The sequence below is a fragment of the Streptomyces sp. ISL-43 genome, from assembly GCF_018614195.1.
GTDB lineage: Bacteria > Actinomycetota > Actinomycetes > Streptomycetales > Streptomycetaceae > Streptomyces.
Window position 1 is genome coordinate 247,140 of sequence record NZ_JAGGOT010000029.1, and the last position, 23,020, is coordinate 270,159.

Below are 23,020 nucleotides of genomic sequence, written 5' to 3' on the forward strand. Positions count from 1 at the left end.
CCGGAAGAGTCGTCGCCGCGGGAGCCGTCCCCGCAAGAGCCGCCGCCGCGCTGGCGGCGATCACCATGTCCGCGCTCGGCCTCGGCGCCCTGGGCGCCGGTGCGGCCGAAGCCCGTACCGCGGCCACGGACCCGGCAAGGGCCACGGCCGTCACCCGGGCCGCCCTCGATCCCGCACTCGTCGAGGGGCGCGGCGCCCGCGTGGTTCACCGACCAGATCGCCGACGGCCTCAACTTCCACACCGGCGTCACCGACTCCCTCGTCCAGGACAACTTCGTCCGCAACACCGGCGACGACGGCCTCGCCATGTGGTCCGAGAAGACGGCGAACGCCCGCAACGCCTTCAACCACAACACCGTGCAGAGCCCGACCCTGGCCAACGGCATCGCGCTCTACGGCGGCGCGGACACCGCCGTCACCGCCAACCTCGTCGCCGACCCGGTCCGCGAGGGCAGCGCCCTGCACGTCGGATCCCGCTTCGGTGCCGAGCCCTTCACCGGCGGCCTGCGGATCGCCGGCAACACCACCGCGCGCGCGGGCACGTACGAGCTGAACTGGAACATCGGGCTCGGCGCCATCTGGTTCTACGCCCTGGACCGCAGCATCGACCGGGCCGACATCCAGGTCACCGGCAACGACTTCCTCGACAGCACCTACAACGCGGTCATGCTGGTCGGTGACTGGCCGGTGAAGGACAAGGTGCGCATCGAGAACGTCCACTTCAAGGACGTCCGCGTCGACGGCACGGGCACCTCCGTGGTCAGCGCGCGTGCGGCCGGCTCGGCCAGCTTCGAGAACGTCGACGCCCGCAACGTCGGAGCCGTCGGCGTCAACAACTGCGGCTCCTTCAACTTCCCGGCCACCGGCTCGGAGTTCACCCTCGTCGACAGGGGCGGAAACGACGGCGGCGGTACGACGGGCCCCTGGCTGGCGGGCTGGGAACTGCCCAACACCCTCACCTGCGACGACCGCCCGCCGGTCGTGGCCCCGCCCGCGCCCGGCCCCTGGTAGGGCGGCCGGCCGGCTCACCGCTCCGCCGCTCCCGGGGGTTCCAGCGGCGGAGCGGTCACCGCGCAGTTCGTACGGCACTGCGGGTGGCAGGTCCCGGGCACGGGGGAGCGTACGGTCGCCCACGCCACGGCGGCGCCCGCCACCAACACCCCCGCGCACCAGGGCATCGCCCGCCCGAACGCCGCGTCGAAGGCGCCGGCCGAGAGGTACGCGTCCGGCCCCATCCCGGCCAGCAGCGGCAGCGCGGCCACCGCGAGGAGTCCGGCGGCCCGCGCGGCGGCGTTGTTGATGCCGCTGGCCAGGCCCGCCCGGCCGGGGTCCACCGAGGCCAGCACGGTCGCCGTCAGCGGAGCCACCAGGGTCGCCATGCCCAGGCCCATCACCAGCAGCGCCGGCAGCACGTCCCGTACGTACGAGGCCTCCTGTCCCACCCGCAGCATCAGCAGCATCCCCGCCGCGCACAGCAGCGGCCCCACGGTCAGCGGGATCCGCGGGCCGATCTGCTCGCCGAGCTCCGCCGAGCGGGCCGACAGCAGCAGCATCAGGGCGGTGGTGGGCAGCAGGGCGGCCCCGGCTCCCAGGGCGGAGTAGCCGCAGACCACCTGGAGCTGGAGCACCACGAGGAAGAAGAAGCCGCCGAAGGCCGCGTACACGCACAGGGTGACCAGGTTGACGGCCGTGAACTGGCGCGAGGCGAAGATCTCCGGCGGCACCATCGGATCGGCCCGCCGCCGCTCGACCACGACGAAGGCGGCGGCCAGCAGGACACCGGCGACGGCCGCGCCCGGCACGAGGGCGGAGCCGGAGCCGGCCTCGATCAGCGCGTAGGTCAGCAGCGCGAGGGAGGCCGCGCCGATGACGGCGCCGGCCACGTCGAACCGTCCGTGCGCCTGCGGATCCCATGACTCCGGTACGTGCCGCAGCGCCACCGGGACGCACAGCGCGGCCACCGGCACATTGAGCAGGAACACCCAGCGCCAGCCCGGCCCGTCCACCAGCCACCCGCCCAGGAAGGGCCCCACGGCCGCGCCCACCCCGCCGAGCCCCGACCACAGTCCCACCGCGCGGGCCCGGTCGTCGGAATGGATCGACGCCTGGATCAGCGCGAGCGAGCCGGGCGTCAGCAGGGCGCCGCCGATGCCCTGCAGGGCGCGGGCCGAGATGAGCACCCCGGCGTTCGGGGCGATGCCGCAGAGCAGCGAGCCGACGGCGAACCACACCACCCCGAGCACGAAGATCCGGCGCCGGCCGAAGCGGTCGCCGAGGGCCCCGCCGACCAGGATCAGCCCGGCGAGGGTCAGCAGATAGGCGTTGACCGTCCACTGGAGCACGGCCAGGTCGGCGTCGAGATCCCGCCCGATGCGGGGGAGGGCGACATTGACCACGGTCGAGTCGAGCAGCGCCATGGCGGACCCGAGCACGGTGGTCAGCACGATCCACCGGCCCTGCGCGGTCCCGAGCCGTACCCCGGGGGACGACGGCGGCGGTACGGGGTCGGTCATCCCCCCAGGCTGGCCCGCGCGGCCCGGAACGGCCACCCGGCGGTGGCCGTTCCGCAACGGCCCCGGCGGCGGTGCGGCTCATTAGGCCCTCTTGTACTGGACATGACACCTCCCGCACCATGGCCCGCGCACGTCACGCACACCCTTTCCGCACGACCTGCACACGGCGTACGAGGAGACCACACGTGGCACAACGCGACAGCCGACGGACCTCACGATCACGCTCGCGATTGCGACCCATGCGCGCCGCACTCGCCGCACTCGCCGCGGCCCTGCTCCTGCCCGTAGGCGCGGGGGTCGCCGCCGCCGCCCCGGACCCCGGCCCCACCCCGGGCGCGGCCGAACGCAAGATCGAGCCGAGCCTGCGCGCCCAGCTCGACGGTTCCGCCAAGGCCGTCTTCTGGGTCTACCTCGACAGCGCGGCCGACCTCTCCGCCGCGGGCAAGCAGCAGACCCGCACCGCGAAGGCCGAAACGGTGCTCCGGCTGAAGAAGGACCACGCGACGCGCAGCCAGACCGAGGTGATCAAGGCCCTGGACGGCGCGCAGGCCGAGTACACCTCGTACTGGATCGTGAACGCGGTCCGCGTCGTCGGCACCGAGAAGCTCGCCGGCGTCCTCGCCCAGCGCCCCGAGGTCTCGCGCATCGACGCCGACGACAAGGTCGACCTCCCCAAGCCGGCGGACGGCACGCGCGAGCGGACCGCCGCCGACGCCGTCGAGTGGAACATCGACCGGATCAAGGCACCGCAGGTCTGGGAGCAGCTGGGCGTGCGCGGTGAGGGCATCGTCGTCGCCAACATCGACAGCGGTGTGGACCACACGCACCCGGCCGTGGCCAACCAGTACCGCGGCAGAGGCGCGGACGGGACGTACGACCACAACTACAACTGGTTCGATCCCGCCGGAGTGTGCCCCACGGCGGCCCCGTGCGACAACAACGACCACGGAACGCACACGATGGGCACCATGGTCGGCGACGACGGGGGCGCCAACAAGATCGGCGTCGCCCCGGGCGCCAAGTGGATCGCCGCCAAGGGCTGCGAGACCACCTCCTGCTCCGAGGCCTCGCTGCTCGCCGCCGGCCAGTGGATCGTCGCGCCGACCGACCTGAGCGGCCACAATCCCCGCCCCGACCTCGCCCCGCACGTCGTCAACAACTCGTGGGGCGGCACGGGCGGCGACACCTGGTACCAGGAGATCGTCAACACCTGGCGCGCCGCCGGCATCTTCCCGGCCTTCTCCAACGGCAACGCCGGGCCCGGCTGCTCCACCAGCGGTTCGCCCGGGGACTACGCGAGCTCCTACAGCTCCGGCGCCTTCGACATCAACGGCGCGGTCGCGTCGTTCTCCTCGCGCGGCGCGGGCCCCGGCGGCATAGTCAAGCCGAACATCGCGGCCCCCGGCGTCAACGTGCGATCCTCCGTCCCCGGCGGATACGAGTCGTTGTCCGGTACCTCGATGGCCTCGCCGCACACGGCCGCGACGGTGGCCCTGCTCTGGTCGGCCGCGCCCGCGCTCGAAGGCGACGTCGCGCAGACCGAGGCACTGCTGGACGGCACCGCGCAGGACTCCGAGAGCGCCCAGTGCGGCGGTACCGCAGCCGACAACAACGTCTTCGGCGAGGGCAAGCTCGACGCGCTCGCCGCCGTCACCGCCGCCCCGCGCGGAGCGATCGGCGCCCTCGGCGGTACCGTACGCGCCGACGGGCAGCCGGTCGCCGGTGTGAAGATCGTCGCGGACGGCCCGATCGACCGTACGGCGACCACGGCGGCCGACGGCACGTACCGCTTCCCGGCCCTGTCCGTGGGCGAGTACGCGCTGACCGCGTCGAAGTTCGGCTACGGGCAGCAGGGCGCGACCGTGGCGGTGACCGAGAACACCACCGCCACCGGCGACCTCACCCTCACCGCGGCCGCCTCCGGGAAGGTCACCGGCACGGTCTCCTCGGCCGCGGGCCCGCTGGCCGGCGCCGCCGTCACGATCGCCGAAACCCCGGTGACCGCGACCACCGACGGGGAGGGCCGCTTCGAGGTCACCCTGCCGCACGGCACGTACGACGTGAACGCCGCCCACTCCTCCCGCTGCCTGACCGGCGGCACGGCCAAGGTCACCGTCGCCGGGGACACCACCGTCGCGGTGGCCCTCCCCGAACGCACCGACGGCTACGGCTACGCCTGCGCGGCCGCGGGCGGCAGCCCGTACCAGGCGGGGGACCGGCAGCTCGCGCTGACCGGCGACAACACCACCGAGCGCGTCGACCTGCCCTTCCCGCTGCCGCTGTACGGCAAGACGTACGGCCAGGCGTGGATCGGGACGAACGGCACCGTCAGCTTCGGCGGCAACAACACCGGCGACATCAACGGGGACATCCCGAGCGCGGCCACGCCCAACGCGGCGCTGTACCCGTTCTGGGACGACCTGGTCGTCGGCGCCGCCGGCAGCGGGTCCGGCGTCTTCACCGCGGTCACCGGCACGGCGCCGCACCGGAGTTACGTCATCGAGTGGCGTGAGGTGTCCCACTGGTCGGCGCAGTCCGACAAGTTCTCCTTCTCGGCGGCGATCGGCGAGGACGGCTCCGTGAAGTACTCCTACAAGGGGACCGGCGGCACCGGCATCAAGGGCGGCTCCTCGGCCACGGTCGGTGTGGAGAACGCGACCGGCACCGACGGCTTCAAGTACTCCTTCAACACGCCCGTCATCACCGACGGGTTGTCCATCGCCTTCCGCACCACCAAGAGCGGTGTGGTGGCGGGCCGGGTGCTCGACGCGAACGACGGGAACGGCGTCGCCGGAGCCACGGTGACCGTCGGCACCGGCGCCACGGCCGTATCGGCCACCACGGCCGCCGACGGCGGATACGTGGTCCAGAGCCCCTCGGGCGCACGGGAACTCGCGCTGGCCGCGGCGCAGTACGAGCCGGTGGCGGCCACCGTGGACGTCAAGGCGGCCGATGTCACGGCGGTGACCCGGTCCCTGCGCACAGGCAAGGTGGCGGCGGCGAAACCGGCGGTGGAGATCGTCCTTCCGCCGGGCCAGAAGCGGACACGGACGCTGGATCTCGCCAACCAGGGTCTCGCCACGGCCTTCACCGCGGCCGAGGACGCGTCCTGGCTGACGGTGACTCCGGCCTCGGGGGATCTCCCGACCGGCGGGAAGGCCTCGCTCACGCTGTCGGTGGACAGTACGGGCCTGACCCCGGGCACCGTCCTCACGGCCGATCTGAAGATCGCTTCGGCCAGCGGCCGCACCCCGGTGCTCACCGTCCCCGTCAAACTCGTGGTCCCGCGCTACCAGGCCGCCCTGGACGCGGGGTCCACCGCCGCGAGCACGGACTCGCTGGGCGACGGCTGGTCCCCGGACCGCAAGTACACGGCGGGCTCGTACGGCTACCAGGGCAACGGCTCGGCCCAGTCCACCAGCCGCACGATCGCGGGCACGGACGACCAGCGGCTCTTCCGCAACGCCCGTGAGGGCATGTACGAATACCGCTTCGATAACGTCCCCAACGGCACCTACACCGTGGAGTTGGGCTTCGCGGAGCTCTCCTCCACCAAGCCGAACAAGCGCGTCTTCGACGTCCTGGCGGAGGGCACCCAGGTACTGCCGTCCCTGGACATCTCCCTGGAGGCCGGCACCTACACGGCCCTGACCCGCACGTACACGGTCACGGTCACCGACGGAGTCCTCAACGTCCGCTTCGTCACCCACACCGGCTACGGCAAACCTCTGCTGAACTCCCTGCGTGTGACGGACCGCCCCGACAAGAACTGACCCCGGCGGCGGTCCGACGGGCGGGGCGTCCTCGGGCGCCCCGCCCTTTCCCCGCCACCTCGGCCGGGGTGAACGCGCCGGACAGGGTCAGCAGGTTGCCGTCGTCGTCCGAGACGTCCAGTACGGCTGCATGAGGATCACCGCAGGAACTCCCGGTCGCGTGGGGTGAAGGAGGGGAGCGGGGCAGCCGCGCGGAGCGCCACGTCCAAGGCGTGCTGCGGGTCGCAGGCGTACGTGCCGCTCGCCCACGCCGCATTGGCCTCGATCACCGACCAGCGGCCGTCGGCGACGCCCACGTCGACCACGATCGCCGACGGGAGGGTGGCGAACGGCAGGCCGGCGGCGAAGGCGAGCGCGTCGGCCGAGGCCGGGCCCAGGCTGAGGCGGCAGTCCTCGGCGTAGCGGCTCGCGGTGTGCACGGCCCCGTCCAGCAGGAACAGCCGGTGCTCCGCCGTGAACCGGACGACGTCGCTGACCAGCACCTCCGTCAGCGGATCCACCGCGTCCGGCCCCGGCAGGCGGGAGCCGTCGGCGTAGACGAGGGCCGGGATGTCCTTGTCGTTCGGGGACTTCACGAAGACGGGCCGGCGCAGCCCGTACGCCTCGCGGATCGGCATCAGCAGGATCTCCCGCCCGGTGAACTCCCGGGGCAGCCGCGCCAGCCAGTCGCACGGCGCCTCCAGCAACCCGATCCCGAGCCCGGGGGCCACGGCGTCGGCGAAGCGCGGACCGGCGTGCAGGTGCGCGGCCCGCAGCCCTTCGGGTACGGCGAAGCCGTCCAGCTGTGCGGTGTCCAGCCCGCGCGCGTGCGCCGCGTCCCGGAGCCGGGCGGCGGACGCGGTGAGGCGGGGCGGGAGCAGCAGGGTCATGCGGAGATCTTGCCGAACGCCCTGGCCTGTCGTCATGCGGATTTGGTCGGCTGCGGCAGTACTGGTCCACGACGATCGCGACGGAGCCGTCCGACTCCTCGGACGGCTCGAACGCCGGGCCGTCGCGCGCCAGGTATCAGACGGCACCTCACGGCGGAATTGACTGAATTTTCAGTCAGCGTCAGAGTGGCGACACGCAGCCGCACCGCCTGCCCCGCATGCCGGCCGTTCACGGTGCGGAGCGCGCACCCTTGTCCCAGTGGCCCGGGGGCATCGGTCCGCACCATGCCTCCCGCGCCCGTCCTGGCCGGACGAACCCGCTGCGCCAGTCCACGATCGGAGTTCCCCGTGTCCCACCTCCTCCCCAGCCGCCGGGCCGCCCTCGGCGCGCTCGCCGGACTCGGAGCCCTCGCCTTCGGCAGCGCCGCCTGCGGTGCCTCCGAGACCGCTCCGCGTTCCAACGCGCTCGCGGGCTCCCCCCAGCCGTCCCCGGCGGGCGGCGGGCGCCGGCTGGGCGCCGAGTGGGAGAGCCACACCCGCACCTTCGTGGCCTGGCCCGCGCTGGACGCGGTCTGGATGGAAGACCTGCGCTACGTGCGCGAGGACATCGCGCGCATCGCCCGGGCCGTCGGGGAGTACGAGGCGGTCGTCATGATGGCCCTGCCCGATCAGGTGGACGCGGCGCAGCGGGCCTGCGGCTCCCAGGTCGAGGTGATCCCGCTGGCCGTCGACGACCTGTGGGCCCGCGACACCGTCCCCGTCTTCGTCGAGGAGGGCGGCAAGGTCGTCGGCGTCGACTTCAACTTCAACGGCTGGGGCCGGAAGCAGGAGCACAAGAACGACGCCCAGGTCGGGCGCACCCTGCTCCAGAAGTACGGGATCCCCCGGGTCCAGGCTCCGCTGGTCGCCGAGGGCGGTTCCTTCGAGACCGACGGCGAGGGCACCCTGCTGATCACCGAGAGCTCGATCGTCAACGACAACCGCAACCGCGGCAAGAACCGGGACGCGATCGAGGCGGAACTCAAGCAGGCCCTGGGCGTGGAGAAGGTGGTCTGGCTGGCCGGCGTCCGCGGTCAGGACATCACGGACGCCCATGTGGACAGCCTCGTCCGGTTCGCGGCCCCCGGTGTCGTCCTGCTGGACCGCGCGCACCCGGGCACCCCGCCGGACTCCTGGTCGCGCTCCGCCGACCAGGCGAAGTCGGTCCTGTCGAAGGCGACGGACGCCCGTGGCCGGCGCTTCGATGTCATCGACCTGCCGCAGCCCGACCTGAACAGGATCAGGGGCGAGGGCGACGACTTCGTGTCGACCTACGCCAACTTCTACGTCGCCAACGACGCCGTCTTCATGCCCGAGTTCGGGGACCGCCAGGCCGACGACCGGGCCCGCGGCATCCTGCGGGAGCACTTCCCCAAGCGGGAGGTCGTGCCGGTCGCGATCGACACGATCGCCTCGGGCGGCGGCATCCACTGCTCGACCCACGATCAGCCCGGCAAACCCGCAGCCTGACCGCACCGCGACGCGGTCGGGCCCGTCCCGAAGGCGCGGGGGCATTCGGGTGGCCGGCGAGGACCGGCCCGCGCGACGCTCGCGGGAGGGCCAGGAGGCGCCGTACCGTGGCTGCCCATGACGCTCCAGAGCGACCGGGCCGGGCAGGCCGAGCAGAGCGAGCCGACCACGCCCCGGACAGCGGCGGGACCGGGCGGGGACGCCGATCGGATCCGGGAGGTCGTGCGGGACGCCGACCCGGGGGCCGCGTGGGCGGTCGGCGGTCCGGACGGCCCTGACGGTCCGGACGCGGTGGTCGAAGCCGGGGCCGATGCCGGGGCCGATGGCGATGGCGATGTCGATGCCGGGGATCGGGCCGGTGTGCTCGACGTCGGGGGGCTGGCGGGCGTGCTGGCCGTCTGGCCCGTCATCGGAATCCTCGTGGACGCGGGGGAGCTGCAACTGCACACCCCGCTCACCGCGTACGGGGCGGGCGGCGAGCTGCCCGACGGGACCACCGCGCACCAGCTGCTCACCCACGGCTCCGGACCGTCGCCCGCCCTCGTCGGGCTGGCCGAGCGGCTGTGCGGCGGGCCCCTCGCCGGATTCGCCGCGGACCGGGTCTGGGGCCCGCTCGGCATGACCCGGACCCGCTTCGCCGCCGACGGCACCCTGCGTGCGCCCGTCGCCGACCTCGCCCGGTTCCTGAGCCACCTCCTCGCCCCGGCGGGCGGTCCCGTCAGCCCGGCCTGGACGGCCCAGTCGCTGCGCATCCGCACCGGCGAACTCACCCCGGCCCGCGGCCTCCTCTGGCACCCGGCCCCGCACGGAGCCTGGTCCCACGGCGAGGGCCCCGCCCTGTGGGTCTCCCCGCGCGGGCAGCGCTGGGCGGCCCTCCTCCCCACCACCCCGTCGGCCCCGCTCCGAACCGCCTTCCGCGACGCGGTCTTCGGCTGAACCCGGGCCACGACCCCGGCCCGCGCGTGGAGCACCTGGTCGGAGAGATGCCCGACGCCCCGCTCACGGGCGTGCGGCCGCGTACCGTCCAACGGCTCGCCGGCGCGGTCCGTCCGTACCGCCCTCGACTCCGGACGGACGATCCCGGTCCGCTGCCATTCCGGTTACAACCGCTCCGGCCCCGTCGTCGCCCAGTGCCTCGTCGACGGCGGCCTCGCGCCGGAGGCCGCCATCTGCCTCGTCCGCCGCAGGCGCTCGCCCTGGGCCCTGCACAACGGGGCTTTCGCCGACTACCTCGCCACCGCTCTGGACGCCGCCGCCCTGCTCGTCGGCCTCGACCCGGCCTCCGGGTACGCGTACGGTCCGGTTTCCGAGCCCGACATCCTCCCGTAGTCCTCGGGGCGCGGACGCGGGATGCTCGACGTACGGTGAGCGCGACATCACCGACCGTAGAACCCCGGCTGCGTGGAGGTACACGGATGCGTACGGTCCGCGAGACCGCTCCCGAGGCGCTGGGCGCCCCCGGCGCCGAGGCGGACGCCGGATGACCGCCCCGACCTCGCCGTCCTCGCCGGTCTCCCAGGCCTCCTCGGCGGCCCGGCCCGCGCGGGCCGGGACGGCCACGAGCGTCCGGTTCGCCGCCACGCACACCCTGCCCGTCCTCGTACGGGGCTTCGTGAGCGCCCGCCCCCGCGCGGCGCGGGGACACGCCGCACCCGGCCGGACCCGCTGGTCCGCCGCGACGCTGCGGGCCCTGCGCGCCCGGCACGGCGGGGCGCCCGTACTCGTACGGGGGCTGACCGGCGCCGTCCTGCTCATCCTCGATCCGCGGGACGTGCCGCGGTTCTACGCCGAACCGGTCAGCGCCCCCGCCCCGGACGCGGCGGACGGCTGCGCACACGCCGGGGCGCACGCGCGGCGGCGGGCGGTCGAAGACGCCGTCCTCGCCGCGGGCCTGCCCGTACACCCGTCGTGCGGGGCGTTCCTCTCGGTGCTCGCCGAGGAGGCGCGGCGGCTGACGGCCGGGGGCACCCTCGAACTCGCCCGCACCCGCCACGCCGTGGCCCGCGCGGCCCGCCGCATCGTCCTCTGCGACGCGGCCGCCGAGGACGCGGAACTCGCCCGCCGGCCCGGACGTTTCCACCACAAGGCCGGCGCACGCATCGCCGCGTACGCCGACCTCGCGGAACCGCACACCCTCCTCGGGCGGGCCCGCCGCCGTGGCGGCCTCACCGGCGGCCTCGACCCGGTCGGGCAGGCCCGGCACTGGCTGGCGGCCTTCGACCTCGTCCCGGGCGTCCTGCTGCGCACCCTGCTGCTCCTCGGCGCCCACCCGGCCGAACAGGACGCGGTCGCCGCGGAGGCGCGGGCGGCCGGCTCCGCCCAGGGTGCGCTGCCCCGGCTGCGGGCCTGTATCCGCGAAGCGCTGCGGCTGTATCCGGCCGTCCCCGACCTGATACGGATCACCCGGGCCGAGACCGAGTGGCGGGGCGTGCGCCATCCCGCCGGGACCCGCGTGGTGCTGCCCGCGCTGTTCCACCAGCGCGACCCCGAGCACGTGCCCGCCGCGCACGTCTTCGTGCCGGGCCGGTGGGCTTCGCGCGATGCGGAGCGGGACATCCGGATGGCCCCCTTCAGCCATGCCGACGGACGCTGCCCCGGCGAGCAGTTGGGGCTGCTGGTCACGGCCGCGCTCTGCGCCGAGGTGCTGCGCGGACACCGGGTCCACGGCGTCCGGCCCGTGCTCGACCCGATCGGACCGCTGCCCGCCGGGCTGGACCCGCAGGGCATCCGGCTCCGGCTCACCCGCCGCTGAACCGCACGGCACCGCACCGCACCGCACCGCAGCCCGGCCGTCCTCCAGGCCGCCTGCTCCCCTGGATGCCCGCTCACTTGCCCCACCCGTCCCACTCGCCCCGTGCGATCCCCACCCGATGTCCATCCGACCCGACGAGGAATCCATGTCCGACGCCGCGCCCTCCGCGACCACTGGATCCACCGATCCGGACGCCGACCCGGACGCCGATCAACTGGACGCCCTGTGCCGGGAGCTGGCCGAGGCGGCCGACGCCGTCGGCGAAGCCGCCCACTACGCCTCCCGACTGGCCCTCGGCTCCCGGCTCCCGGTCACCGCCCTGGCCCGCGGCAGCCGCCGCCGGACGGCCTGGCGCACGCTGCTGCGCACCCTCACCGACCCGGCCGGACTCGGCTGGGCCCCGCGCGGCCGGGGCGTCGCGCGGGCCGGCTGGCTCGCCGGGGTCCTCGCCAGGCGGGAGAGCCTCGCCGTCAGCCTCGCGGTGTGCGGCCTCAAGGGCCGGATCCGGGTCGCGTGCACACGCAACCCGGGGATGCCGGCGGACCCGGCCGCCGCGGAGGTCTTCCGGGCCGTGGAGGAGGACCGGCAGGCCGACGCCGTCCGCGAGTTCCGCGACCTCATGCGCCGACAGGGCGCCGGACCCGCCTTCGCCCTGCTGAACCCCTCCTTCGCCGACATCCTGGCCTGGAGCGCGCTGACCGACGACAACCCCCTCAACGACCACGCCGGCTGGCAGGTCGCCACCGGCCGGGCCGTGACCGCCGCACCGTTCCTCGGACTCGGCGCCGCCTTCCGGGCCTTCTTCGACCGGGCGCCCGCCTGGGCCGAGCCGGAGGCCGGTCTCATCGGCGAGCTGGACACCACTGGCACCGCCGCCGGGTACGGGCGCAACGCGGACCGGATCAGGGGGACCGCCGGCGCGATCCTGCTCCAGTCGGTCATCGGCCCGGACGGCACCGAGCGGTGCGTGGTCCAACTCGCCGGTCCACCTGGTGAGTCCGGCCGCGCGGGACCCCGGCACGCCGATGGCCAGGGCCACCCGGCCCACGCAGACGACGACCCCGATGACGCGCATCACCCCTATGACACGCATGACGCGCATGACGCCCATGACGAGTACGCGCGCACGGTGGCCGCGACCGTACGGCGCCTCGTGCCTTCCGGAACCGAACTCGCCCTGGTCGGCCGCGGCCCGGGCGGGCAAACGGCCGAACGGCTGGCCACGAGCCGGGACTTCACCACCGTCTACCCGGTCACCCGGGTGTGCCCCGACCCCGAGTCCGCGGCGGCGCTCGCCGGATTCCAGGGCAGGGTCACCGCGAGCCACCTCGTCGGCGTGCCCGGTCTGCCCGACGCCTTCGCCCCGGGGAGGCCCCGGTGACGGACACCCCCGACCCCGCCCCGGCCGACGGACTGCGCGCCCACTCGGCAGCCCTGCGCACGCACGCCGAGTGCCTGCGCCGGGCCGCGGGAGACCTGCGCTGGCAGGGTCCGCGGGCCGACGCGCTGCGCGCCGAGGTGGCCGGCCTGGCCGACCGCTGCGCCACCGCGGCGGGCGGCTTCGACCTGGCGGCGGCCCAACTCGTCGCGCCCAGGCCCCCGCTCAGGCCCTGAGTGCTGTCCTCGGCCGACGACGAACTCCGTCCCCTTGCCAGGCGTCAGAGCGGGCGCGCGGCGAGTGCCTTGGCCGCGTGCTCCAGCGCGGGGCCCAGTTCGCTGCCCCAGCCCTCGGTTGTCCGGCCCTCGTGCACGGAGGTGCCCGCCACCGGAGGCACCACGAAGAAGCCGTCCTCCTGCAAGGTGCGCAGATTCCGCCGGACCGCCGGGCGGCGCAGCGCGGTGGCCGGGACCGACGGTCCGATGACGACGGGTGCCGCGGTGTTCATGACCGTGGTCAGGGCGAGGTCGTCGGCGATGCCCGCCGCGCACTTGCCGATGAAGTTCACGGTCGCGGGCAGCACCAGGACCAGGTCGGCCCACTCCGCCAGTTCCTGGTGCGGCACCCGGCCCTGCTCGGTCTCCCACTCGGGCCCGCTGACCGGCGCCTGGGCCGCGGCCGCCACGGCCCGCCGGGACACCAGGAGGTCGGCGGACGCGGTCAGGCAGACCCGTACCGACCAGCCGCATGTCACCCGCAGCCACATCACCCAGCTCGGCATCTTCACCACGTCGAAGGCCCCCGTGCCCACCATCAGGAGCTGTCCCCGGGGCAGGTCGAGGAGGTCGCGCGCGGACGTGGGCTCGGAGCTCATGGGCGGTTCTCCTCGTACGGGGCGGGGCGGGGCGTGGGCGTGGGCTGGGGCGGTCAGGACAGGAGCAGTACGCGGTCCCAGTGCGGGCCGTCCGCGGAGGGACCGGGCACGAGCGAGAGGAGCGCCGCCGCGACTCCGGCGGCCCCTTCGAGGAGTCCGCCGTTGTCCTCGGCGCACAATCGCTGCGTGCGGTCCCAGCCCTGGTCGCGGCGGGCCGGTGCCAGATGGCGGAAGGCGAAGGGGGCGTCCTCGTCCGCCATCGCGGCCAGCTCCCCGGCCAGGGGCGCGGCCCCGTCGAGCAGCTCCCGGTCCCCGGTCAGCCGGCCCAGCCGCCACAGGCTCTGCAGGAAACCGGCGTGGCCGTGGCAGACGGTGGGGCCCTTCAGATGCCGGTCCGTGCCGGGGCGGCGCAAGAGCGCACGGGCGCTGCCCAACGCGAGCCGCCGCCAGCCGGGCTCCCCGCTGAGCTGCGCGGCCCGGGCCAGCGCGTTCGCGATGCCCACCGCCCCGTAGCACCAGGCCCCGCCCGACGCGGCGGCCGCGTAAGGGGAAGGCTCCGTCGAGGCGCCCGCGCTCCGCACGAGCTCGTCGTCGAAGGGCAGCCGCGGTTCCCAGTAGGGCCCGAACGCGTCGTGGTCGGCCCGGTCGGCGAGCCAGCCGCCGATCCGCCCGACGGCGGCGAGCTGGCCGTCCACCGTCACACCAGCCTGCGCACTGAGGGCCAGCAGCGCCAGCGGTCCGGCGATGCCGTGGGCGAGCCCGAGGTTGAAGTCCCCGCGCGGGAAGGCCTCGCGGTCGGCGCCGGTCGGCTGCAGGGGTCCGGGCACCCACCAGCCGGGGACCCGGTGGCCGTCGGCCGTGATCGGCAGGGACAGGGCGACGAGATGGGAGAGGGTGGCCCGCAGCGCCGGTTCGGCCGCCGCCCGCTCCTGCTGATCCCCCTCGGTCACCGCGCCGAGCAGCAGCCGGCCGGTTCCGGTGGTCCCGGCGATGATGTCGTACGCCGACCAGGCCACCCCCTCGCCGGGCGGTTCGGCGGCGATCCGGGCGAGCTGTTCGGCCGCGACGTGCGCGGTCAGCTGGTGGCGCAGCCGGGGATAGTGCCCGCCGAGCCGCCCGCAGGCCTGGGCGGCGGCCAGGACCGAAGCGGGCCCGTAGTGCAGCCCGGCCGTGGCGGTTCCCGCCAGGGCCCGCGCGGCCACCGCGAGCTGCGCGTGGGCGGCCGGCAGCCGGTCCCGGTCGTGCGCGGCGAGTTCGGCGAGGAACAGCGCGGCGCCGGCGCTGCCGTCGAGCGACACCGCGGCCCTGCGGTCGCCGGTGTGCCGGATCAGCGTCTCGGGGTCGGCGAGAGCGTCCGCCACCCGCGCGACGGTGGTCTCGATCCGGCTGGTGGCCGTGGTCACCGCTGGTGCCTCCTTCGGTCGGCGTTGCCCGTCACACAGGCGCGGGCGATGGCGTACGCCCGCTTCTCGGCGTCCCGGTCGGGGCCGAGCAGCCGGTTGCAGGTCATGTGCAGCAGGCCCGCGGCCACGCGGGGCAGCGGGGACCAGCTCTCGCCGGTGCCGGCGAGCCGGTCGAGGAGTTCCCGGTAGGCGCGCAGCTCGGTCGCCTGGTCCGTCAGCGCGGCGAGCACCTCGCGTCCGGCGGGGCTCTGCGCGAGCGCGGGCCACCCGCCGGCCGGGTCGATCAGCGCGAGCCACCGGGCCCGGTCGGCCCGGAATCCGTCGGGGAGTTCGCGGCCCGCCTCGCCGCCGGACAGCCAGGCGGCGCCGGGCTCCTCCGGCCCGTACCGGGCGGGAGCGGCGCCGGCCCGGCGGTGGTGGGCGTCCACGTCGCCGACGGCCGCGTCTTCGGGTGCGGGCGGCGGGCCGAAGGCCTGGGCGATCGAGGCCATCGACATCGCGGCGAGGGCTTCCTGGTCCCAACGGGGCCCGTCCGCCCCCTGACTTCGGGCGGCCCGCAGCAGGGCGAGTGCCGCGCGGCTGTCGGCGGCGAAGAACCGCTCGGCGGCTTCCTGGGCGTCCGGCCCGCCGTACCGCTCCCACTCGGGCTCGTACGCGTCGAGGACGCACCGCCCGACCAGGCCCTCGGCGGTCCACTCCAGGACCGCCGCGCGCAGGGCGGGCAGCAGCCGCTCCCACAGCGGCCCGGCGGGTCCGTGGAAGCGCAGGCGCAGATGGTCCTCCTGGTCCCGGTAGCGGATGAAGAACCACCGGTCCACGAGCTCCCGGCACTCGGTGGGCAGCCCGGCCAGGAAGGGGGTGAGCCGTTCGCAGAGAAAGGCGGCGGTGTGCCGGCCGGGGAGGTAGAGCTTGGCGTAGAGCCACTCGCCACCCACCTCGGCGGCCCGCGGCCCCGCGGTGGGCGGGGGCGCGGCCCGGAGCCGCCCGGCGGGGCCTTCGGCGCCGGTGAACGCCAAGGCCAGTTCGGCCGCCCGGGGCGCGCCGTCCGGGGCCCGCAGCCAGCCGTCGGGGCGGCCCTCGCCGCCCGGGACCTCCAGCACGAAGAGATCGGGGTCCTTGGCGATCGCGTCCCGCAGGACCTCCAGGTGCCAGTCGTCGGACAGGTCGAGGTGCAGCCGGTGGTCGAGCCGGCTCAGCACGATCCGCTCCGGGACCCGCCACCGCGCCCGCCAGCCGGCCACCGCACGGGACCAGGCGGCCGGTTCGCCGGAGGTGTGCTCGCGCAGTTCGTCGAGGCGCCAGGTCGCGGGGAAGAGGACCGTGCGGCCGTACCGGACGCGCGGCAGGAACGGCCCGCTCTTGACGGGACCCCAGTCCCACGGGGTGCACATCCGGGTGGCGTCGCGCCCGAGCTCCAGCAGGAACCGGGCGGCGTTGGGCGCCTGGCCGCGCAGGTCGAGGGCGTGCGAAGTGTGCGGGAGCAGCCGCCGGCCGGTGGGCAGATGGACCGCGTAGAGGTGTTCGGTGTTTCCCGCGACGCCGATCTCGTCGAGCCGCACGGCGCTCGCGGCGGGGTCCGGCGGCAGCCCGATGGCCACCTGGTGTTCGGCGGCGCGCGGGCTGTTCGCGATGTTCAGCGCCCGGGTCGTACGGGGCTGGAACGCGACCGTGAGGTGCGCGGCGCCCGGCACGTCCCGGTGTACGGCGTCGGCCAGCTCCTCGGTGACTCCGCCCGCGATCCCCGCGAACCGGCCGAACGTCGCCCCGGCCTCGGCGGGTCCGGGGCCCGGCCCCGTGACGAGCAGGAAATCCCCCCGGTCCAGCGCCTCTTCGGACTCCGCGACCAGGGTGCAGAACAGCTCGCAGGACCTCGGCAGCCGCGCGAGGTCAGGCTCCCCGGGCGCTAGCCGGTCCACCAGGGCCTCGTCGAGGACCACCTCGCGCGCCCCGTCCCGGACCGCCGCGGCGGCCAGCCGGCCGAGCAGCAGATCGCGGGCCCGGTCCGACGGGGCGTGCGGCTCCTCGGCGCGGGAGGAGGCCGGCCACTCGTAGCCCGGGGGCGCTCCGAGTCCGACCGTGTCGTCGAGGACCTCGAGGAGCGGGACGACCCGGTCGGTGCCGTACCGCTCCACGAACTCCAGGTGGTAGGGGCGCAGCGCCGGCATGCCCGGGCCCTGCGGCGACAGCCGCCACAGCACGTCCATCGACCGGGCCGCCTCGTCGGCGACGGCCTGCGGCAGTCGCACGTCGGCGCCCAGCGCCAGATCCACGTGGACGAGCCGGTCGCCGTCCCGCGCCCCGAGCCGGCGCAGACCGGCTTCGAGTTCGGCGAGCGCCGTGCGTCGGGACCCGGGCGCGGCCGCGTCGAACCGGTCCCGGGCCGCGGCGGCATCCCGCAGCGCGGTCAGGACCGGGAGCGGTGCGCCGGCCGACTCGGACGCGGCGGCGAGCACCCTGATCAGCCGGTTCAGCGGATCGCTGCCGTCGAGTACCGGCCGCAGGCCCGTGATCAGGAACTCCTGCCGGACCAGCGTGGCGAGGAGTCCGGCGACGGCGCCGGCCGGGGCGGTGGGGAACCGCCGCTCGAGCGAGGCGATCGCGGCACCCGCGAGGATGCCGTCGGAGGCCAGTTCGAGGGCGGCCGTGACCACGGGCGTGACGCGGACGGACACCTCGCTGCGGGCCGCGTCCCCCGCGCCGGTGCCGGGATTGGAGGGCGTGGCCATGACCAGCCGGCCGCCGCGCGGGACCACTCCGGTGTGCGCGTGCACGGTGAGGTGCGGCAACAGGTCGCTGTCCTGCTCCAGTTCGCGGATCAGCCGGGAGAGCCAGTCCAGGTCCACCCGTGTGCGGCTGGTCGGGGGCTCCGGCCAGGACACCTTCGCCGAGGTGCCGATGCGCACGGGGGCGACCCCCGCGAACAGCCCGAACGGGGTGGACCGCGAACGCATCCTGGCCTCGTACCGGACCACGGAGACCGCGGCCTTGCGCAGCTGTGCGTCGGTGCGGGAGGCGAGCCGGCCGGGCTCGGTGCTCGACTCCACCAGGCGGGCCAGCGAGGCGCTGGCCACGTGCAGGGCCTCCATGAAGGGGGCGTCGGCCGCCGCGTCGCGCAGGACCTCCTCGCAGGCGCTCCGGCTGTCGGGCGGTCCGCCGGCGGACGTCCGGGCCGGCTCCCGGAGGCGGCCGCGCGCCGGCGCGCGCAGCAGGGCGGCGGGTACGGCGCGGAAGTACGTGCGGTGCGAGGGCTTCGGCGGCATCGGGACCGGTCCCCTGACGTTGGCGGCGAGTTGCGCGGACGGGCGGGTGCGCGGACGCGCTGGGTGGCGCGGCGGGCGGTGCGCGGACGGGCTGGTGCGCGGACGGGCGAGGGGCCGGCGGCGGTGGGCCGCCGGCCTCCTGGCTCCGCGGTCTCAGCGGTCTGAGCAGCCTCAGCAGTAACAGGTGCTCTGGATGCAGGAGCTGCACGTGATGCTGCAGCCGATGCTGTGCCAGCCGGCCTCGGGCTTCGTCGTGACCTCGATCTGCACGTCGAGGTCGAAGAGGTCGTCGCTCATCGACGCGGCGAGCTCGGCATCGCGTTCGGGGGCCAGGGTGGGCATGGGGTTCTCCTCTGCTCGGAGCGGGGTGGGTACGGCCGACAAGGTGGCAGCCGCACCTTGAAAGAACCTCAAGATCCCGTCCAGGAAGATCGCGACCGATGACCGCCCGTACGGCCCTGCCGCCGACCCCGTCAGCCGACCTTCCCCTCCTCCGGCGCGGGGAGCTCCCGCAGGGCGGCGAGCGCTCGTGCGGCGACCTCCCGCGGGCTCCCGGAGACGTCGACGAGGACGCCGGCCTCGTCCGGGTCCAGCGCCTCCAGCGTGGCGAACTGCGAATCCAGCAGCGCGAGGGGCATGAAGTGCCCCTCGCGCGCCGCCGTCCGCTTCTCGATGAGCGGCCGCTCGCCGGTGAGGTGTACGAACACGGTCCCGGGAGCGGTGGCGCGCAGCCGGTCGCGGTAGACGCGCTTGAGCGCGGAAGCGGCGACGACCCCGCCGCCGAGGCCGGCCCGGTTGCGCATCCACTCGCCGATGGCGTCCAGCCAGGGCCACCGGTCGTCGTCGTCCAGCGGGGTGCCGGCCGACATCTTGGCGACGTTTGCCGCCGGGTGGAAGGCGTCGCCCTCCGCGTAGGGAAGGCCGAGCTCCTCGGCGAGCAGCCGGCCCACGGTCGTCTTGCCCGTACCCGCCACTCCCATCACCACGATGACGCGCATCCCCGAACACCTCGCCGTTCTCGTCGGCACCGGCCCGTACGGCGCCCGGCCGACGGGTGCGGCGCCTGGCACCACTGAAACCCATCGCGCCGTACCTGTCCAAGGGCTGCGCACCGCCGTCGAACCGGACACGGCGAGAGCGGGCTGCTCGCCGGGGCCGGCGGCGGGGCATTCGAAGACGCGGTCAGGGCTGGTCGGGGAAGCCCGCGAAGTAGCCGGCGGCCATGTCCTCGTCACCGTGGCCCAGGGAGTCGGCGCGGTGGAAACGGGCCCGCGCGGCGACAGCCAGGTCCACCGAGACCCCGGCCGCCTCGGCGGCGTCGGCGATCAGGCCGGTGTCCTTCTCGGCACCGCGCACCGTGTAGTTCGGTGTGAAGTCCCGCTCCAGCACGGCTCGCATCTTGGCCTGGAGGTAGGGGTTGTCCATCGGTCCGCCCGTCACGACCTGCGCGAACAGGTCCGTGTCCACCCCCAGCCCCTCGGCCAGTGCCAGGGCCTCGCCCACGGCCGCCGTCACGGTGATCGCGTACCCGACCGTGGCCAGCTTCAGCCGGGTCGCCGCGCCCGGCGCGTCCCCGACCCGCAGCACCTTGCTCCCGACGGCGGCGAAGACCGGGTCCAGACGGGGGTCGGCCGGGCCGGACACCAGTACCACCAGGGTTCCCGCCTCGGCGGGCTGGCGGGTCCCCTGCACCGGGGCGTCGACGAAGACGAGCCCGCGCTCCTGGGCGAAGGCGGCCAGTTCGTCCAGCGCGGCCACGCCGACCGTGCCCATCTGCGCCCACACCTGGCCGGCGCTCAGCCCCTCCTCGGCCGCGGCCATGGCCCGCGCCACCGCCGCGCCGTCGGCCAGCATGGTGAGCACGACATCGGCACCGGCCACCGCCTCGGCCGGGCTGTCGGTGACCACCGCGCCGTCTGCGGCCAGGGCGGCCGCCTTCTCCCGGGTCCGGTTCCACACGCGGACTTCGAGTCCGGCCTCGAGCAGGTTCCGGGCCATGCCTGATCCCATGATCCCGGTCCCCAGCAGTGCGACGGCGCTCACGGCTTCACTCCCATTCGGTCGTCCCTCAGGTGTCCCCGGGGGACAGTCTCCACCGGTCCGCGGGCCGATCGCCCGATTCGAGGCCTTCCGGCCCGAATCCGACGGGCTCCGCCCGAAGGTCAGCCGGCCGCCACCCCCGCCGCGGACACTCAGTCCGCCGAGGCCGTGCGCGGGGTGGTCTGCTGGACCGCCCAGCCGTTGCCGTCCGGGTCGGAGAAGTAGACGAAGGAGCCCCAGGGCAGGTCCTGGATCTCCGTCACCTCGATGCCGCGGCCCTTGAGGTCGGCGAACGCCACCTCGATGTCCGTGACCACGACCTGCATGTTGTCCAGCGAGCCCGGGGTCATCCGGGTGAGGCCCTTGCCGAGGGCGATCGAGCAGGCCGAACCCGGCGGGGTCAGCTGGACGAAGCGGATGTCCTCGCTGACCGTGACGTCGTGGTCGGCGTGGAAGCCGATCCGCTCGTAGAAGGCCTTGGCGCGGTCGACGTCGGTGACCGGGACGGCGACCAGTTCCAGTTTGATGTCCATCGGCTGTTCCTGCTCCCAGCGGTGAGGGGTGGGCGGTGCGGGCCTGTCGGCCATCATCCGCCGGACACGGCCGCCGCGCCCGCCGCGCCGCCCGAGAGGGTGTCCGCCGACGGCGTGTCCCCGTCCGGGCCGGCCGTCGCGAACTGGGTGCGGTACAGCTCCTCGTACCGTCCGCCCGCCGCCAGCAGTGAGGCGTGGGTGCCGCGTTCCACGATGCGGCCGTCCTCCACCACCAGGATCAGGTCGGCCGCCTGCACCGTCGACAGCCTGTGTGCGATCACCACGGCGGTGCGGCCCGCCAGGGCCTCGCCCAGGGCCTCCTGGACCGCCGCCTCCGACGTGGAGTCCAGATGGGCGGTGGCCTCGTCCAGGATCACCACGCGCTGCCTGGCCAGCAGCAGCCGCGCGATGGTGAGCCGCTGGCGCTCCCCGCCCGACAGCCGGTAGCCGCGCTCGCCGACGACCGTGTCGAGCCCGTCCGGGAGCGAGGCCACGAGGCCGTCCAGGCGGGAGCGGCGCAAGGCCTCCCAGATCTCGTCCTCTCCCGCCTCCGGTCGGGCCAGCAGCAGGTTGGCCCGTACCGACTCGTGGAAGAGGTGGCCGTCCTGCGTGACCATGCCCAGCGTGTCGCGGATGGAGTCGGCGGTGAGGTCCCGTACGTCGATCCCGCCGAGGCGGACCGCGCCCGCGTCGGTGTCGTACAGCCGGGGCAGCAGCTGCGCGATCGTCGACTTGCCGGCGCCGGACGAGCCGACCAGGGCGATCATCTGGCCGGGCTCGGCGCGGAAGGACACCTCGTGCAGCACCTGCGTGCCGCCGCGCGCGTCCAGGGTCGCGACCTCCTCCAGGGAGGCCAGCGAGACCTTGTCGGCGGAGGGGTAGCCGAAGGAGACCCGGTCGAACTCCACGGCCACCGGCCCGTCCGGGACCCGGACCGCGTCCGGCTTCTGGGAGATCAGCGGCTTCAGGTCGAGGATCTCGAAGACCCGCTCGAAGCTGACCATGGCGCTCATCACTTCCACCCGCGCCCCGGCGAGCGCGGTCAGCGGCGCGTACAGCCTGGTCAGCAGGAGGGCGAGGGCGACGACGGAGCCCGCGTCCAGGGTGCCGCGCAGGGCGTAGTGGCCGCCGAGTCCGTAGACGAGCGCCAGGGCCAGCGCGGAGACCAGCGTCAGGGCGGTGATGAAGGCCGACTGGGCCATCGCCGTGCGGATCCCGATGTCGCGGACCCGGGCCGCCCGCGCCGCGAACTCCGCCGATTCGTCGGCCGGCCGCCCGAACAGCTTCACCAGCGTCGCGCCCGGCGCGGAGAACCGCTCGGTCATCTGCGTGCCCATCGACGCGTTGAGCGCCGAGGCCTCCCGCTGCATCCCCGCCATCCGCGCCCCCATCCGGCGCGCGGGCAGTACGAACACCGGCAGGAGTACGAGGGCCAGCAAGGTGATCTGCCAGGAGATGCCCAGCATCACGGTCAGGGTCAGCAGCAGGGTCACGGTGTTGGCCACCACCCCCGAGAGGGTGTTGCTGAAGGCCCGCTGCGCGCCGATCACGTCGTTGTTGAGCCGGCTGACCAGCGCGCCGGTGCGGGTCCGGGTGAAGAACGCCACCGGCATCCGCTGCACGTGGTCGAAGACCGCCGTCCGCAGATCCAGGATCAGCCCCTCGCCGAGGGTGGCCGACAGCCGGCGGACGAGCAGCCCGAGGCCCGCCTCCGCGACCGCGATCAGGGCGATGAGGAGGGCGAGGCGGGTGACCGTACCGCCTTCGCGGCCCTCGACGATCGCGGTGACCACCCGGCTCGCGAGCACCGGGGTGGCCACCGCGAGCAGCGCGGTCACCACACTGAGCAGCAGGAAGAGCGTCAGCCCTCGGCGGTGCGGGCGGGCGAAGGCGGCGACGCGGCGCAGGCCGGCCCGCGAGAGCGGGCGCCGGTCCTTCTGGGCGTTGATCGCGCTGTGCAGCGATGTCCAGGCGGTGACTTCCATATCCATGCGCCGAACGTTACGACCTCAACCAAACTTGAGGTCAAGGGGCGGGCGCCGCTTACCCCGTTCCATGACCAACGCCCGCTCGTACGAGGGATTTTCGGAGACCTCGTGCGCGTCAGTGCCCGATG

The 23,020-nt window shown here is 74.8% G+C and carries 16 protein-coding genes and 1 pseudogene; 7 read left to right on the top strand and 10 right to left on the bottom strand.

Annotation, left to right across the window (positions count from 1 at the left end; translation table 11 throughout):
* Positions 1–210: 210 nt before the first annotated feature.
* Positions 211–1,011, top strand: a pseudogene (locus J7F03_RS17255) (mycodextranase); the annotation flags it as partial.
* Between the two features lie 14 nt (positions 1,012–1,025).
* On the opposite strand, the gene J7F03_RS17260 reads toward J7F03_RS17255, so the two are convergent.
* Positions 1,026–2,513, bottom strand: a complete 1,488-nt coding sequence (locus J7F03_RS17260; protein ID WP_214950331.1) for an MFS transporter — start codon at positions 2,511–2,513, stop codon at positions 1,026–1,028.
* Positions 2,514–2,752: 239 nt separating this feature from the next.
* Here J7F03_RS17260 and J7F03_RS17265 point away from each other — a divergent pair, with 239 nt between their 5' ends.
* Positions 2,753–6,286 carry a S8 family serine peptidase gene (locus J7F03_RS17265; RefSeq protein ID WP_214950332.1) on the top strand — a complete coding sequence of 1,178 codons (3,534 nt, stop codon included), beginning with the start codon at positions 2,753–2,755 and terminating at the stop codon, positions 6,284–6,286.
* Positions 6,287–6,423: 137 nt separating this feature from the next.
* Here J7F03_RS17265 and J7F03_RS17270 read toward each other — a convergent pair whose 3' ends face one another.
* Positions 6,424–7,155, bottom strand: coding sequence for an ATP-grasp domain-containing protein (locus J7F03_RS17270; protein ID WP_214950333.1), 732 nt, complete (start codon positions 7,153–7,155; stop codon positions 6,424–6,426).
* Positions 7,156–7,503: 348 nt separating this feature from the next.
* Between J7F03_RS17270 and J7F03_RS17275 the strand changes: the two genes are divergently transcribed.
* The 5 genes from J7F03_RS17275 (at position 7,504) to J7F03_RS17295 (ending at position 13,030) form a co-directional block, all read left to right on the top strand.
* Positions 7,504–8,664, top strand: coding sequence for an agmatine deiminase family protein (locus J7F03_RS17275; RefSeq protein ID WP_214950334.1), 1,161 nt, complete (start codon positions 7,504–7,506; stop codon positions 8,662–8,664).
* A 117-nt stretch (positions 8,665–8,781) separates the two neighbouring features.
* Positions 8,782–9,600 (top strand): hypothetical protein, encoded by an 819-nt coding sequence (locus tag J7F03_RS17280; protein ID WP_214950335.1) that lies wholly within the window; start codon positions 8,782–8,784, stop codon positions 9,598–9,600.
* 544 nt (positions 9,601–10,144) lie between these two features.
* Positions 10,145–11,416, top strand: a complete 1,272-nt coding sequence (locus J7F03_RS17285; RefSeq protein ID WP_214950336.1) for a cytochrome P450 — start codon at positions 10,145–10,147, stop codon at positions 11,414–11,416.
* Between the two features lie 118 nt (positions 11,417–11,534).
* Positions 11,535–12,797 (top strand): hypothetical protein, encoded by a 1,263-nt coding sequence (locus J7F03_RS17290; protein WP_214950338.1) that lies wholly within the window; start codon positions 11,535–11,537, stop codon positions 12,795–12,797.
* The gene (locus tag J7F03_RS17295; protein ID WP_214950340.1) at positions 12,794–13,030 is read left to right on the top strand and encodes a hypothetical protein; all 237 of its coding nucleotides are present in this window, start codon (positions 12,794–12,796) and stop codon (positions 13,028–13,030) included. The genes J7F03_RS17290 and J7F03_RS17295 overlap by 4 nt, the downstream gene beginning before the upstream one ends.
* Before the next feature lie 44 nt (positions 13,031–13,074).
* On the opposite strand, the gene J7F03_RS17300 is transcribed toward J7F03_RS17295, so the two are convergent.
* The 8 genes from J7F03_RS17300 to J7F03_RS17335 all read right to left on the bottom strand — a co-directional run bounded on the left by J7F03_RS17300 (position 13,075) and on the right by J7F03_RS17335 (position 22,895).
* Positions 13,075–13,668, bottom strand: coding sequence for a flavoprotein (locus J7F03_RS17300; protein WP_214950343.1), 594 nt, complete (start codon positions 13,666–13,668; stop codon positions 13,075–13,077).
* Between the two features lie 53 nt (positions 13,669–13,721).
* Positions 13,722–15,071: a lanthionine synthetase C family protein gene (locus tag J7F03_RS17305; RefSeq protein ID WP_214950344.1), complete on the bottom strand. Its 1,350-nt coding sequence runs from the start codon at positions 15,069–15,071 to the stop codon at positions 13,722–13,724.
* A complete protein-coding gene (locus tag J7F03_RS17310) occupies positions 15,068–18,331 on the bottom strand; it encodes a lantibiotic dehydratase (protein ID WP_214950346.1) in 3,264 nt (1,087 codons plus the stop codon). Before J7F03_RS17310 ends, J7F03_RS17305 begins: the two co-directional genes overlap by 4 nt.
* A 171-nt stretch (positions 18,332–18,502) precedes the next feature.
* Positions 18,503–18,673: a hypothetical protein gene (locus J7F03_RS17315; protein WP_214950348.1), complete on the bottom strand. Its 171-nt coding sequence runs from the start codon at positions 18,671–18,673 to the stop codon at positions 18,503–18,505.
* 131 nt (positions 18,674–18,804) lie between these two features.
* Positions 18,805–19,329 (bottom strand): gluconokinase, encoded by a 525-nt coding sequence (locus tag J7F03_RS17320; protein ID WP_214950350.1) that lies wholly within the window; start codon positions 19,327–19,329, stop codon positions 18,805–18,807.
* 184 nt (positions 19,330–19,513) lie between these two features.
* Positions 19,514–20,374 carry an NAD(P)-dependent oxidoreductase gene (locus J7F03_RS17325; RefSeq protein ID WP_308379650.1) on the bottom strand — a complete coding sequence of 287 codons (861 nt, stop codon included), beginning with the start codon at positions 20,372–20,374 and terminating at the stop codon, positions 19,514–19,516.
* A gap of 149 nt (positions 20,375–20,523) precedes the next feature.
* Positions 20,524–20,904, bottom strand: coding sequence for a VOC family protein (locus J7F03_RS17330; protein WP_214950352.1), 381 nt, complete (start codon positions 20,902–20,904; stop codon positions 20,524–20,526).
* Positions 20,905–20,957: 53 nt separating this feature from the next.
* A complete protein-coding gene (locus tag J7F03_RS17335; RefSeq protein WP_251072031.1) occupies positions 20,958–22,895 on the bottom strand; it encodes an ABC transporter ATP-binding protein in 1,938 nt (645 codons plus the stop codon).
* Positions 22,896–23,020 lie beyond the last annotated feature (125 nt).